The organism is Aeromonas sp. ASNIH4, from assembly GCF_002934425.1.
GTDB lineage: Bacteria > Pseudomonadota > Gammaproteobacteria > Enterobacterales > Aeromonadaceae > Aeromonas > Aeromonas hydrophila.
This window is the reverse complement of record NZ_CP026217.1, coordinates 2,056,390-2,068,933: the sequence shown is the minus strand read 5'-3', so window position 1 is coordinate 2,068,933 and position 12,544 is coordinate 2,056,390. Positions and strand designations below refer to the sequence as shown.

At 60.7% G+C, this 12,544-nt stretch carries 15 protein-coding genes; 9 read left to right on the top strand and 6 right to left on the bottom strand.

Going from position 1 to position 12,544, the window contains the following annotated elements; all coding sequences use genetic code 11:
* Nucleotides 1-10: 10 nt before the first annotated feature.
* Entirely contained in the window at nucleotides 11-499 is a 489-nt protein-coding gene (locus C2U40_RS09560) for a YkgB family protein (protein ID WP_018429614.1), read from the bottom strand.
* Nucleotides 500-1,249: 750 nt separating this feature from the next.
* Between C2U40_RS09560 and C2U40_RS09550 the strand changes: the two genes are divergently transcribed.
* Nucleotides 1,250-1,744 (top strand): MarR family winged helix-turn-helix transcriptional regulator, encoded by a 495-nt coding sequence (locus C2U40_RS09550; protein ID WP_004099028.1) that lies wholly within the window; start codon nucleotides 1,250-1,252, stop codon nucleotides 1,742-1,744.
* Nucleotides 1,745-2,140: 396 nt separating this feature from the next.
* Here the strand turns inward: C2U40_RS09550 and C2U40_RS09545 are convergent, their stop codons facing one another.
* From C2U40_RS09545 to C2U40_RS09535, 3 genes are all read right to left on the bottom strand, one after another.
* Nucleotides 2,141-3,166, bottom strand: coding sequence for a zinc-binding alcohol dehydrogenase family protein (locus C2U40_RS09545; protein ID WP_004357654.1), 1,026 nt, complete (start codon nucleotides 3,164-3,166; stop codon nucleotides 2,141-2,143).
* Nucleotides 3,166-3,654 carry a peptide-methionine (S)-S-oxide reductase MsrA gene (gene msrA, locus C2U40_RS09540; RefSeq protein ID WP_045269765.1) on the bottom strand — a complete coding sequence of 163 codons (489 nt, stop codon included), beginning with the start codon at nucleotides 3,652-3,654 and terminating at the stop codon, nucleotides 3,166-3,168. The genes C2U40_RS09545 and msrA (C2U40_RS09540) overlap by 1 nt, the downstream gene beginning before the upstream one ends.
* 107 nt (nucleotides 3,655-3,761) lie before the next feature.
* The gene (locus tag C2U40_RS09535; RefSeq protein WP_045269764.1) at nucleotides 3,762-4,994 is read right to left on the bottom strand and encodes a bifunctional alpha/beta hydrolase/OsmC family protein; all 1,233 of its coding nucleotides are present in this window, start codon (nucleotides 4,992-4,994) and stop codon (nucleotides 3,762-3,764) included.
* A gap of 228 nt (nucleotides 4,995-5,222) precedes the next feature.
* Here C2U40_RS09535 and C2U40_RS09530 point away from each other — a divergent pair, with 228 nt between their 5' ends.
* The 8 genes from C2U40_RS09530 (at nucleotide 5,223) to C2U40_RS09495 (ending at nucleotide 10,740) form a co-directional block, all read left to right on the top strand.
* Nucleotides 5,223-6,098 carry a LysR family transcriptional regulator gene (locus C2U40_RS09530; RefSeq protein WP_011191349.1) on the top strand — a complete coding sequence of 292 codons (876 nt, stop codon included), beginning with the start codon at nucleotides 5,223-5,225 and terminating at the stop codon, nucleotides 6,096-6,098.
* Between the two features lie 146 nt (nucleotides 6,099-6,244).
* Nucleotides 6,245-6,688 (top strand): peptide-methionine (R)-S-oxide reductase MsrB, encoded by a 444-nt coding sequence (gene msrB / locus C2U40_RS09525; protein ID WP_004099035.1) that lies wholly within the window; start codon nucleotides 6,245-6,247, stop codon nucleotides 6,686-6,688.
* A 1-nt stretch (nucleotide 6,689) separates the two neighbouring features.
* Nucleotides 6,690-7,229 (top strand): peptide-methionine (S)-S-oxide reductase MsrA, encoded by a 540-nt coding sequence (gene msrA / locus C2U40_RS09520; RefSeq protein ID WP_004099036.1) that lies wholly within the window; start codon nucleotides 6,690-6,692, stop codon nucleotides 7,227-7,229.
* 132 nt (nucleotides 7,230-7,361) lie between these two features.
* Nucleotides 7,362-8,066, top strand: coding sequence for a glutathione S-transferase N-terminal domain-containing protein (locus C2U40_RS09515; RefSeq protein ID WP_004099038.1), 705 nt, complete (start codon nucleotides 7,362-7,364; stop codon nucleotides 8,064-8,066).
* Nucleotides 8,063-9,031: a magnesium and cobalt transport protein CorA gene (locus C2U40_RS09510; protein ID WP_002118270.1), complete on the top strand. Its 969-nt coding sequence runs from the start codon at nucleotides 8,063-8,065 to the stop codon at nucleotides 9,029-9,031. The genes C2U40_RS09515 and C2U40_RS09510 overlap by 4 nt, the downstream gene beginning before the upstream one ends.
* Before the next feature lie 91 nt (nucleotides 9,032-9,122).
* Complete coding sequence (locus C2U40_RS09505) at nucleotides 9,123-9,695, top strand: hypothetical protein (RefSeq protein ID WP_047722653.1); 573 nt, start codon at nucleotides 9,123-9,125, stop codon at nucleotides 9,693-9,695.
* Nucleotides 9,696-9,782: 87 nt separating this feature from the next.
* Nucleotides 9,783-10,232, top strand: coding sequence for a hypothetical protein (locus tag C2U40_RS09500; RefSeq protein ID WP_104467484.1), 450 nt, complete (start codon nucleotides 9,783-9,785; stop codon nucleotides 10,230-10,232).
* Between the two features lie 79 nt (nucleotides 10,233-10,311).
* Nucleotides 10,312-10,740 carry a RidA family protein gene (locus C2U40_RS09495; RefSeq protein WP_018429625.1) on the top strand — a complete coding sequence of 143 codons (429 nt, stop codon included), beginning with the start codon at nucleotides 10,312-10,314 and terminating at the stop codon, nucleotides 10,738-10,740.
* Nucleotides 10,741-10,770: 30 nt separating this feature from the next.
* On the opposite strand, the gene C2U40_RS09490 is transcribed toward C2U40_RS09495, so the two are convergent.
* The gene (locus C2U40_RS09490) at nucleotides 10,771-12,042 is read right to left on the bottom strand and encodes an MFS transporter (protein ID WP_103827477.1); all 1,272 of its coding nucleotides are present in this window, start codon (nucleotides 12,040-12,042) and stop codon (nucleotides 10,771-10,773) included.
* Nucleotides 12,030-12,542, bottom strand: a complete 513-nt coding sequence (locus C2U40_RS09485; protein ID WP_004357637.1) for a DM13 domain-containing protein — start codon at nucleotides 12,540-12,542, stop codon at nucleotides 12,030-12,032. The genes C2U40_RS09490 and C2U40_RS09485 overlap by 13 nt, the downstream gene beginning before the upstream one ends.
* Nucleotides 12,543-12,544 lie beyond the last annotated feature (2 nt).

Here is a 12,544-nt window from a genome sequence, read left to right as displayed (position 1 = left end):
AGGACCACAGTCACGAGGGCACAAGCGCCCCTCTGTGGCGGACCGAAGCACGCAGCAGCACGAGGGACGCCGCTAGCAGAACTGCGTCCTTCAGTAGAAACTGCCCTGGTGCAGCCGAAATCGCAGGAAAGCCGCCGGCAGTCTGCTCCGCGACACCTGGAGTGGTGATGAAAAAGGTCAGCGTGATCAGATAGGTCGCTGCTGACATTAGTGCGCCTAGCGCAGAGAAGAGTGGACGAAATGCACCAAGGATCAGAACGAGACCGGTCGATAACTCGATAACGCCGATGAAATAGCTTTGCCCCTGCGTCCCGAACATGCCGAGCCAATTCATGATCGGGCTGTGTTCGATAAACGGGGCGATACCATAGGCCTCGTACGCTGTGAACTTCATCGCGCCGAACCACAGAAATACGATCACGAGAGCCCATCTAAGCAGGCCAAGATCCCTCCGACCGTGCTCGGGGACAAGAAATTCATAACGGTCGAAAATGCTCATCTAAAATTCCTCAACAGTGGTCCCGTGGGAACGTCACGAACGTCGTCTACGTGCTTCGGGCAGGCGTTGCAGTATATGCGCGACGCATATACTAATAAGCGAGATATGTCGAGCGGCTGGTTCGCGCTTCGCTGCCTCACGAAGCCATCCTCATCGGCGATGCCTTTACCCAGCAAACGCGCGACCTTTGCGGGATTTTGACTTGATGGGGCTGGCGCTCCGGGTGGGCCTATAGCCCGTTGGCAAACGTCCAGCCTGTACGGATGGACGCGGCCCTGGACGAGATAACCATGCCCACCGAAATCGTAGCAGCGATCGCCGCAATCCCCGACGTCGTGGAGCACGGACTGTTCCTCAATGGGATTGATACAATCGTGATCGCGCGCGGTGACACGATGGAAGTGCGACGCCGGGGGCAAGCTAGGTCTCGCTGATCTGCACCTGCGCGGCCTGGATGACAGCGCTGACGCGGAGTGATTCTCGGGCGCGACCTACGGCGATTCCGAGCGAAAAGGCTTGCCCTATAGCCGCCAGGTATCAACGGTTCCGCTGCCTTAACGAGCCGGACCCGTTTTTTTCGGCGCGCTCGATCAGTCGAAATCCTCCGAAACCCTTTTAAAACAGGACATTTTCCACAAGCCGCGCGGAGGAAGAGGACCACGGTATGGCTTGCTGTCTATGCTCCGCGCACATATAGATGTGGCAATGGATGGACCTCGAGATCGAAACATTTTCGGGGCGTTCGCACTCATGATCAGCGACGACATCGTTCGCGCTAGTTCATCGCGGGCGCCGGAAGCTGGACCCGCCGCCTCAGCGCTGGCGTTGCTCGCGCACAAGCCCGGGCTCTCGATCCGTATGCTTGCGATCGGGGTGGGCCTTTCACATGCTGGAACTGTTCGCCTGGTGGATAGATTGGTAAGCGAGGGATTGATCGAGCGTAGGGAGCATTCGACAGACGGGCGCGCGCGATCCCTCTATCTTACTCCAACTGGCAAGGTCGCGAGCGACGAGGTCCTGGCCTCGCGCGATCAAGTGATTGCCGAAGGGCTATCGATCCTTAATCCAGACGAACTGAAAACCTTATCGGACATCGCTGAACGCGTTCTCCGAAATCGCTTGGAAAACCTCGAGCAGTCATACCGCATCTGCCGCTTGTGCTGCTACGAGGGCTGCACGAACTGCCCCGTCGATGCCGAATTGCATGAGCGAGGTGTGGACCGCGAGAAGAACGACGACGCGTAGGAGACTCGCAATTGCGGCAGCTCAACGCTGCTCAGATGGCGGGGCTTCATAATGTCAGCGAGCCTACCATCAGCCGCATTCTTTTGGCTACGCGTCAAGCCGGCCGATCGGGCATGGCGGTCTCATTCTAATATGTCGGTGATCGCCCCACTTTTAGCCGCTCAATTGATCGGAACGCGGTTTCGGAAGCGGCCGTTCAAACCACTCGCTGCATTCCCATTTCTCTATGTCCGATAGGTAGTTTCGGGGAAAAGCAGTCGGGAACAGGTTTCGGGAACGCATGCTCCGGCAGGAGCGCAGCGCGCGTCCCACACGCGTTTTCCCGGTAGAGCTTCCCAATCGGCAAAGTGCGGGCCACCTCAGACTGCGAACGCGAAAAACCGCCTGGCTGGTCACTCAAGGCAGGGTAACGACGATTTTCGCTGCGGATACACCCGCCTTCAGGGCTTCCAAGGCAGCCTGGAGCATTTCAAGGCCCTGGCCCACGATCTTCGCCGGAGGGGCGGGGACGAACGTGCGCGCCGCGAGAGCCTGCGGCAGGAATTCGCGGTAGATCATTGGACCAACCTCGTCATCCTTGAGGCTCGTCCCGGAGATGTGCGTCGCCTCGACTCCAAATGAACGCTCGTCGGGCGGGGCCAGCGTCGCTGCCACCCGGCGCGAGCCCTCGCATCTCGCAACTACGGCAAAACAGTCTTTCATGTGACCGGTCGCGTGAAGCGTTCCAGCGAGACTGCGCCCGCGCATTGCCTCAATCACGTCTTCCACGATGGCTGGACTCGAGTGGTCAAGAACCTCGCTTGCACCCAGCTCCTTCAACAGGCCGACGTTGCGCGCCGAAGCGGTGGCGACGCACCTGTAGCCCGACGCCACCGCGAGCTGGATGGCGTTGCAGCCAACGCTCGACGATCCACCCCAGACCAGAACGACCTCTGGACGCGCGGTCGGCGAGTGTAACGGTGGCGCGAGAGCCAACTGTGTCCGTCCGTAGAGCCCGCTTGCGGCGGTGCCAAGGCCAAGCGGGAGGACTGCCGCATCAGCGAAGGCAATGTTGTTGGGGATCGGCGCCGCCATGTGGTCCAGCACGATCGTGTGGTGCTGGAACGCACCCTGCGCAGGTTGATTTACGGTTGTCCCGACCGCCTGTCCGATGACTCGATCGCCGACCTTGAACCGCTCGACCGCGCCACCGACCGCCGCGACCTCACCGGAGACGTCGCTGCCGAGAATCGCGGGATAGTCGAGCCATGGCAAAAGCGCGACGTCCTGCAGAATCCAGTCGAGTGGGTTGATCGCGATGGCCGCGTTGCGGATCAATATCTCGTTCGCCGCCAGATGCGGCAGAGCGGTGACACCGATCCTCAGTGGCTGCCCCGGCGCTTTCTGCCAGGCGGCCTGATTAGTCACGGTTTCGGTCATCATCAACTCTTTCTGTCAAGTATTACAGCTGGGCGTTCGTCTGAGCGGTCCAACCGCCAGGTCGGGCGCACGAAGTGGCAGCTATAGCCCCCAGGATAGCGCACCAGGTATTCTTGGTGCTCTGGCTCCGCCTCCCAAAAGGGTTCTTCTGGGTTGATCTCCGACACGACCGGGCCAGGCCAGCTTCCTGATGCCTCGATTTCCGCGATGGTTGTGAGGGCGACTTCCTTCTGCACTTCGGTGGTGTAGAAAATCGCCGATCGATAGCTCGGACCGACATCGCTGCCTTGTTGCTCGTAGGTCGTGGGGTCATGTATCTGGAAGAAGAGTTCCAAGAGCGAGCGATAGGCGAGAACGGAAGGGTCGAAGGTCACTTCCACTGCTTCCGCATGGCCGTAATGTCTCGCGTAGGTCGGATCAGGCATTTCTCCGCCTGTGTAACCGACACGCGTCGAAATGACTCCCCTGGCTCGGCGCAGCAAATCCTCCATGCCCCAGAAGCAGCCGCCTGCGAGAATTGCTCGCTCTGTCGCGGCCGCCCTATTGCCGGTAGGCGATTGGCTCACAGTCCGTTCGCCCTCCTCCGTGTGCGCCACGGTCAAGCCAGCCTCGCGGGATCCGCAGCCTGACTGGCGCTCAAGAGCTCGGTCTGCACGTCCGAACCCCGGATGAGACTCAGATCGACGGGACACCGATCAGCGATCGCGAGGATCCGAGCGCGCTGATCATCACTCAGCGGCCCATCGAGGACAATGGTGCGGGTGAACCGGTCGGGTGGCATCATGTCCGGCACCTTCTCGTGCTGCACGGTCGTGCTCGCCCGTTCGAGCGGAAAGCCCTTGCGGTTCGCATAGAGACGCATCGTCATCACCGTGCAGGCTGCGAGGCCGGCAGATACGAGTTCGTAGGGAGATAGTCCGGTCCCGAGGCCACCGACCGATGCTGGCTCGTCGGCGAACAGAGTGTGCTCGCCGCTGCGGACCTTGAGCTGGAACGTCCCTGCAAGAGTTTCGGTGGCGACGACGCCCTCCGCAACCTCGATCTGCGGAAGATCCGCGCTGAGTGGTGGGAGAAAGCGGCTCGCCCAAACCGCCACCATGGCCGCGGCGTAGTTCGCGTCCGCGACGTCGGTGAGAAGGTGATCCGCGTTGTCGAGCGAGATGAAGCTTTTAGGGTGCCTGGACGCGACGAAGATGCGCGACGCGTGGTCGATGCCGACCACCTGATCCAGCGGAGAGTGCATGACCAGCACCGGCCGTCGCAGGGAGGCAATGGCCTTCTCGACGTCGATCCCCTCAACCGCCTCAAGGAACCCTCGGCGAATGAGGAAGGGCCTACCGGCAATCTCCACCGAGGCCTCGCCCTCGCTCGCGATGGTGTCCAGATCATTCGGTCCGAAGAGGCGCAAGATATGCTGAAGGTCGGCCGGCGCACCAATCGTCGCTACCGCCGCAATATCAGGCATGTCGGCGGCGGCTACGATCGCAGCGGTGCCACCCAGGCTGTGCCCGACGAGGAGGGACGGTGACATGCCCGCCGCCGCCATCGCATTTGCGGCGGCCCGAAGGTCCTCGACGTCCGACGCGAAGTTCACAGGTTCTCCCGTCCCACCGCCGATCCCGGTCCCGGCGAAATCGAACCTCAAGACCCCGATGCCCGCACGCGACAGCGCGCGCGAGATGTGAACAGCGGCGCGACTGTCTTTCCCGCACGTGAAGCAGTGGGCGAAGATCGCCCAGCCCCGCGGCGTCCCTTCCGGCGGTTCGAGGTGCCCGGACAGCGGAGAGCCAGCCCCACTGACAAACGTAAATGATCTTCCTGCCATGTCCATCAAACCTCCAGCACGCGGCTTGGCGGTTGCGCTCTCAGAACCTTCGACGGAGCTGAGCGGAGCGCACCGCCAACCGGTAATCGTCATCTCAGGCTATCATTTATATGTCTGGCGCATATAGACAAGCCCCTATATCATGATTATATGCGCCAAGCATACTTCTGCGACCTGCGTTCCAAAGGCGGTCTCACGGAAGAGGTATCAGTCAGGCGCGTGGGCCAAAGGACTATGGAACTCAATCAAGTCAGCTATTTCATCAACTTGGCCGAGACGCTGAATTTCACAGCGGCCGCTCGCTTGAGCGGTGTGTCACAGCCAAGTCTGACCCGCGCGATCCGCCGCTTGGAAGATGAGCTTGGCGGGCCGCTGATCTATCGCGACGGGAAGAACAGCCGCCTGACTGGCCTTGGCCATGACGTCGAGGCAGAATTCCGGCGCATGGTGGTCGCGATGAAGAGCGTTCGCAATCACTCGGAGCACTGGGCGATGGGGGGGCACCGCGTGCTGGATGTCGCCGTCGCGCCCACCGTCGGACCAAAGGAATTTACGGCATTCTTCGAGAGCGCATTGGCGGAGATGCCATCCATCGAAATCAAGCTGCACTCGCTCCAGTCGAACGAGGACACATCGGAGGTGCTTTCAGGAAAATACCACGCGTGCATCATGCCGCGTGAAACAAGACCGGAACGCAAGCTGGATGTGCATCCTCTATTTCGGGAGCGCTTCGTGCTCGGCTGTTCTGCAAACCATCCCTTGGCTGCCAACGAGATCGTGCGCGGCGAAGACCTGCTCGAGTTTCCTTTCGTCGATCGCCTGAAATGCGAGTTTCGCGATCGGATCCTCGATCACTTCGCGCGACGGGACTTGCTCATGCGACCTCGCTTTCGATCAGATCGCGAGGACTGGGTGCAACGGGTCGTCGCTGACGGCCACGCCATATGCATTCTTCCGGAACGATCGCCGACCGTGCAAGGCCTCGTCACTCGGCCGATCGACGGATTTGTCTTGGAGCGCGAAGTCGTGATCGCGACAGTATCCGGCTCCACGGCAACGGTCGAGATACGGAACATCGCGCAGCTGGCAGCCCGGTATGAGTGGAACTGAATCACGACGTGAAGAGCTTCGGCGCTATGGAAACTATACGCGCAGCGTATTGGATAAATCTGGGGCGCACTGCTATAGTCGGCGCAATGACTGCAAAGATAAATGACAGTGTGTCGAGCTCTCTAGATTAATTATTGGAGACTATCATGAAGTTTGAGAAGTCACAGGCAGCAGTTGACCGCCTGACCCCCGAGCAACGCCGGATTACCCAGGATTCGGGGACCGAAAGGCCCTTCACGGGTGAGCACAACGACAACAAGGAGCCTGGCATCTACGTCGACATAGTGTCGGGAGAGCCGCTGTTCGCTTCAACGGACAAGTTCGATTCGGGTACTGGCTGGCCCAGCTTCACCAAGCCGATCGTTCCGGCAAACGTGAACGAGGTGCGGGACAGTGCACACGGCATGGTCCGGACGGAGGTCAGGTCGGTACACGCCGACAGCCATCTGGGCCACGTTTTCCCGGACGGTCCTTCCGACCGCGGCGGTCTGCGCTACTGCATCAACTCTGCGTCCCTTCGCTTCATCCCGCGCGACGAGATGGAGTCCGAGGGATACGGTGAATATCTCGATCAAGTAGAGGAGGCTTAACATGCATCAGCGCGCTGTTCTCGCAGGAGGATGTTTCTGGGGCATGCAGGATCTGATCCGCAAGCGGCCCGGCATCATCTCGACCCGTGTGGGTTACACGGGCGGCGATATTCCGAACGCCACGTATCGTAATCACGGCACGCATGCCGAGGGGATCGAGATTGTCTTCGACCCGACAGTGACGAGCTACCGGCACATCCTGGAATTCTTCTTCCAGATCCACGATCCGACGACGCTGAACCGCCAGGGCAATGATCGTGGGCTCTCCTACCGGTCGGGCATCTATTATGTCGACGAGGAGCAGAAGCGCGTCGCCGAGGATACGATCGCCGATGTGGATGCCTCGGGGCTGTGGGATGGCAAAGTGGTGACCGAGGTCCAGCCGGTCGGCGAGTTCTGGGAGGCCGAGCCCGATCACCAGGATTATCTGGAGAAGCGGCCGGGCGGCTACACCTGCCACTTCGTCCGTCCCGACTGGGTTCTTCCAAAGCGGCATGAGGCCGGCGATGTGAGCCCTGCGGCCGGGGCTGCAGCGGAATAGGCTTCGCTGCCGTTAGTGCCGCGCCGATCCGGTTCGCAACCTCCGACGACCGCGTCAATCGACGCGGTCGTCGAACCCGGCCTTGAAGCAGATCATTCCATTCAGCCGCCGTCGCAGTGCCAGGATCCAGATATGACAGACCTCTCCTCCTTTCCCATCACGCAGCGCTGGCCAGCATCTTATCCGGATCGCTTGCAACTATACGCGGCCCCCACGCCCAACGGCGTCAAGGTCTCGATGATGCTGGAGGAGACTGGCCTGCCGTATGAGCCCCACTTCGTCGACATCTCGAACAACGAGTCGAAGGATCCAGCGTTCGTGTCGTTGAATCCCAACGGCCGCATACCCGCGATCATCGATCCGGCTGGCCCTGACGGCCAGCCCATTGGCATATGGGAAACCGGTGCGATCCTCATCTATCTGGCCGACAAGACGGGGCAGCTCATCTCAACAACACCCGCCCAGCGGTACGAGACTCTGGCCTGGGTGTTCTTTCAGGTGTCGGGCGTTGGGCCGACCTTCGGACAGCTAGGCTTTTTCCTGCGATTTGCCGGCAAGGACTATGAGGACAAGCGACCTCGGCAGCGCTTTGTTGATGAATCCAGGCGTCTTCTCGGGGTCCTGGATCACCGGCTGGAGGGCCGCGAATGGATTGTCGATGATTACTCGATCGCGGACATTGCGACGTTTGGCTGGGTGAATGCGCTGGTCGAATTCTACGCAGCGGGCGACATCCTCGGCCTAAGCAGCTATTCGAACGTGCAGGCATGGCTCGAACGCGGGCTGGCGCGACCGGCTGTACAGCGTGGCCTGCGAATTCCTGCGAGGCCTGCATGACCATTATCGCCGCATATTATTACAACGAAGGTAAGCGAGTCCGTGAAATCAGGCTCGATGAGCACGTCGAACTAAACGAGAATCGCTCGGGCTTCTGCTGGATCGCGCTTAGCGAGCCCACCGCAGACGAACTCAGCGCGATCCAGACGACGTATAACCTCCATCCTTTGGCGATCGACAACGCCATGCACCCGCTGTGCCCGCCCAAGCTCGAGGTCTACAACGATGAGTTGTACGTCGTCGCCCAGACCGCCGAGCTGGTCGGCGACCGGATCAGCTACGGCAAGATGGCGATCTTCACCGGTCACAATCACCTTATCACCGTGCGGCACGGCAATGCCGGAGCGCTGGGCAAACTTCGGGAGCAACTCGAGGCATCGCCGACGCAGTTCGGCAAGGGTGTCGACTATGTGCTGCACGCGATCTTGCACCGAGTGGTCGACCAGTATCTGCCCATCTTCGAAATGATCGAGGACGACGTCCTGGCGATGGAGCGACGGTCGCTGCACGATTTCCTCGGGCCAGAAGAGGTGGCGCGAATCTTCGAACTAAGGTCCGAACTCACGCGGTTCCAGCGCACGCTCGGGGCTATGGCCGAGCTGGTGCGAAAGCTCGTTCGCGGCCACTTTCCCTGCATCAGCGCCGAAATGACACCATATTTCCACGACGTCGCGGACCATGTCCACCGCGTGCAGTCCATGGTCGACGGCCTCCTGCTTGTCCTGTCCACGGTCTTCGAGGCCAGCAGCCTTCTGGAAGCGCAAAGGATCGGTGTGGTCACTCGCCAGCTCGCGGCCTGGGCGGCGATCTTGACGGTCCCGACGGCGATCGCCGGAATATATGGCATGAACTTCAAGCACATGCCGGAACTGGACACGCCATATGGCTACTTCGTCGTGCTCGGAGTGATAGCGGTGTTCTGCCTTCTCCTGTTCATGCGCTTCAAGAAGGCCAAGTGGCTATGAGTAACGCACTTCGCGAGCTTCTCCGTCCGCCGAGTCACAGCGCGCTTTGTGCGCGAGCGTGTCCAATCCAGTTCAAGATGAAGGTGCTTCCATGACCTCCCAGGTGACCGACGTTCTAGAAGCAGTCCAGTCATTCATCGCCAACGGCTATGACCGCGAATACCGCGTCAAGGACGGCAATCTCGTCGATCTCGAACTAGGGTCAACCCTCGATGCATGCAGCATTCGCGTCGATGCGGCGTTGCGCCTCGAGAGCGGGGACGACGGCGAAGATGCCTCCAACATCTACGCGATCACCGATCCGGCGACAGAGCATAAAGGCCTGTTGATCGACGCCTTCGACGTGTTCCACGAAATCTGCCCCCGCGACTTGTCCGAGCGCCTTGTGGAGCATCGGGAAACAGCACCGGCAGGTGACCAGGACGCGCCGAGCAAGCACGGACTACGGAAAGTCTACAAGAGCGAGTTTCACAGCGATCCCGAGCGTTACGTTCTGCGCGAGGGCTTTCCAGACTTCCCGCCATGCCCTTTCGGCCAATCCTTCAGCATCCTCGGCTTCGATACCGCCGAGCAGGAATATGTCTGGCTCGTCACGAGCATCATTCGAGATCCTCGGCTGATCAGGGTTCCATACCAGGGCGAAGACGTCATCAGCGACGAATAGCGGTGTCGCTTAGCCGGAAAGGCTGGCCATCCTGGCCCACACATCTGCAGGCTGAACTTTAAGAACATCGAAAATTAGGAGGTGATTATGGACTGGAACAAGGACCACATACGAGAAACTATGCTCTTGCTGGAGACAGCAGCGTTGCACAGCGCTCGCGAAAACTACCTGGACTATGTCTCTACCGCTCGGCTCGATCGGAGCGAACCGATCGAAAACGACGAACTAGCTCAGGCCGAGGTCGCGAGCGACTTCGCTGAAGCGCTCGATGACACGCTCCATGACTACCCCAATAAACTCGAAAAGCTCAGGACGATCGATTTCGGCCCCAAGTTGGCCGTCAACGAAGGCGCTGTCGTCAAGCTGTCCGGCCGCCACTTTGTGATCGCGGTGTCAACGAGCAAGTTTACCTGTCAGGGGCGTGAGCTCATGGGCATTTCCACGATGGCGCCGATCTTCGAAGCGATCGAGGGTGCCCGAGCCGGGGAGACCGTGCAGTTCAACGGCCGGGACCTCACCGTAGAAGACGTGGAATAAAGCCCTCCACCGCAGCCGGCGCGCTAGTGCCGAACGCCCTGCATCTCTTTCTGCATGCATACGGTCACTTGCAGCCGCATTGACCTGGCTCATCAAAGGCAAACTCATGACAACACCTTCATTCTTCATCACCCCCGGATACGGGACGCGCCTGCATGACGCGCTTCATTATTCTCAGGCAATGCGCATTGGTGACCGCGTGGAGATCTCCGGACAGGGCGGATGGAACGACGATCTCGTCATTCCGGAGTCGATTGAGGAAGAGATCGAGCAGGCGTTCAAGAACGTGGAACGGACGCTCGCGACCGCCGGAGCACGCTGGCCGCATGTGGTCCACGTCAATTCCTATCACGTCGGTGGATTCCCTCCCGTGATCAACGAAACAATGGCCAAGCTGTATCGCCACTACATGCCCGACCGCGCTCCAATCTGGACGCAGTTGGGAATCGAAGCGCTGGGGCTTCCAACCATGCGTATCGAAATTCGCGTAACAGCTATCATCGCCTGACCCCGCGGTTCGTGCAGGCGCCGTGCCGCGCTAATCCCGCACGCCCTGCGCCCGCTTCTCCATGCATATCATCGTATCGAGAGATCCGGTTATCATCGGCGTGCTCGGAGAACGGGGGGCCGCCTTGGCCTGGTTGGCGCGCCTCGGCTGCCTGCGGGCGATGGCCAGCACTGCCAGGAGCGTGAGCAACGCCGCCGCATAAAGGAACAGGCCGCCAGGGCCGACGATATTCATTGCAGCTGCTCCTATTAGGGGGCCAGCGGCTGTCCCGATCCCGTTGAGCAACAGAAGCCCGCGCGCGGTGCCGAGTAGCCGACCGGCCGGAAGATCGTCGTTTGCGACGGCGAGACACAACGAATAAATCGGGATGCCAAAGCCGCCGAACAGCGCACCTGCCGCAAGGAGCAGCGGCAGAGGCGCTTCCACCGCCAACGCTACGCCGATGGCAGACGCTGCGGACGCCAGCGCCGCACCGGCGATGACAAGATTCCGGGGCACTCGATCCGAAAGCCAACCGAGTGGCCAATGGAAGGCGAGCGTTCCACCAAGAACCGCAGCCATGAAGGCGGAGATACCGCCCACATCGAGGCCGATGCTCTGGGCAAAGTTCGCGCCCATGCCCCAGAAACCACCGATAGCCAGGCCGGCCAGGAAAGCGCCAGCCGCAGCGAGAGGTGATACGAGGACGAGGTCCCTGAACGCGACCCATTCCTGTTCCACCTGGGCCGGCGGATGACTGGGCAGCAAGGTGATCGGAACCACCGCCGCTGATATCAGCAGCGACACGATGAGGAACAATGTCACGTCGGCGGGCGGTGCGATGTTGAGTAACGCCTGCCCGATTGCCCATGAGCCCATAGAGACAACTCCGAATATCGACAGGAGCTGCCCGCGTGTGGATGGCAATGCGTGGGCGTTGAGCCAACTCTCCGTTGCGAGGATCATGCCCGCGTAGGCGAAGCCGGTAATCAGGCGAAGCGGCATCCAGGCGATCGGCTCCACGAACGCCACATGGAGAAGGGCGGTCATCGAGGCAATGGCCGCGAAGCCGGCGAAGGTTCTGACATGTCCCACGGAGACGATGATCGGTGGCAACACGAGCGCGCCGATCGTGAAACCCGCGAAATAGAAGGACATCATCGCGCTGATCGCGCCGGTCGAGAACCCCTCATGGCCGGCTCTCACGATCAGGAGCGTGCTCAGCAGGCCATTGCCCAGCAGCAGAGCGGCGACGCTCAGCAGCAGCGCCGCCACCGGCGCGAGAACGAGGCCGCGCTTGCCCGCCGACCTCATGGTATCCATCGCCGGGCTCGTTCTCGGGCCTGACTTGAGGGTTGATACTCTGCCGCACTGATGAACTGGTCGAATGCTTCGCACCAGATGACGACCGTGTTGTAGTCACGGACATCGATGCCGGCAGGCACCTCGACGATGAAGCCGTTGAACGTCTTCACATCGCCCACGCGGACTGATCTGTCCTTGATTAGGAGAAAGGCCTCCTTCGTGTCGACGAAACGTGGTGCGAGGTAGAGCTTGTAGTCGGGACCAGGGGCGAGGCGCCCGATATGGGCGATACGGTCGCGCGAGACCCGGATCTCGCCTTCCCCCCAGTGAAGCAGGTCGCTGCCTTTGAGATCGCGGGCCAGACGCCCTGCGTAGAGCGTCTCGGCTGAGATGGTCCGCAAGGCCGCCGCGTCCGGGGCCTGGGGGGCGGTCAGGATCGGCAGCGTGTAGACACCGCCCGCGAAGCCCATGGCGAGCATCGCGAGATGGGTGGCAATCAGGATGACCCAGCGCCGCATCG

Coding starts and splice junctions, on each gene's coding strand:
- msrB (WP_004099035.1), top strand. CDS start 6,245: ATGAAGTTTGAGAAGTCACAGGCAGCAGTTGACCGCCTGACCCCCGAG.
- C2U40_RS09545 (WP_004357654.1), bottom strand. CDS start 3,166: ATGATGACCGAAACCGTGACTAATCAGGCCGCCTGGCAGAAAGCGCCG.
- C2U40_RS09560 (WP_018429614.1), bottom strand. CDS start 499: ATGAGCATTTTCGACCGTTATGAATTTCTTGTCCCCGAGCACGGTCGG.
- C2U40_RS09485 (WP_004357637.1), bottom strand. CDS start 12,542: ATGCGGCGCTGGGTCATCCTGATTGCCACCCATCTCGCGATGCTCGCC.
- C2U40_RS09500 (WP_104467484.1), top strand. CDS start 9,783: ATGGACTGGAACAAGGACCACATACGAGAAACTATGCTCTTGCTGGAG.
- C2U40_RS09515 (WP_004099038.1), top strand. CDS start 7,362: ATGACAGACCTCTCCTCCTTTCCCATCACGCAGCGCTGGCCAGCATCT.
- C2U40_RS09490 (WP_103827477.1), bottom strand. CDS start 12,042: ATGGATACCATGAGGTCGGCGGGCAAGCGCGGCCTCGTTCTCGCGCCG.
- C2U40_RS09550 (WP_004099028.1), top strand. CDS start 1,250: ATGATCAGCGACGACATCGTTCGCGCTAGTTCATCGCGGGCGCCGGAA.
- msrA (WP_045269765.1), bottom strand. CDS start 3,654: ATGGAGGATTTGCTGCGCCGAGCCAGGGGAGTCATTTCGACGCGTGTC.
- C2U40_RS09530 (WP_011191349.1), top strand. CDS start 5,223: ATGGAACTCAATCAAGTCAGCTATTTCATCAACTTGGCCGAGACGCTG.
- C2U40_RS09535 (WP_045269764.1), bottom strand. CDS start 4,994: ATGGACATGGCAGGAAGATCATTTACGTTTGTCAGTGGGGCTGGCTCT.
- C2U40_RS09510 (WP_002118270.1), top strand. CDS start 8,063: ATGACCATTATCGCCGCATATTATTACAACGAAGGTAAGCGAGTCCGT.
- C2U40_RS09505 (WP_047722653.1), top strand. CDS start 9,123: ATGACCTCCCAGGTGACCGACGTTCTAGAAGCAGTCCAGTCATTCATC.
- msrA (WP_004099036.1), top strand. CDS start 6,690: ATGCATCAGCGCGCTGTTCTCGCAGGAGGATGTTTCTGGGGCATGCAG.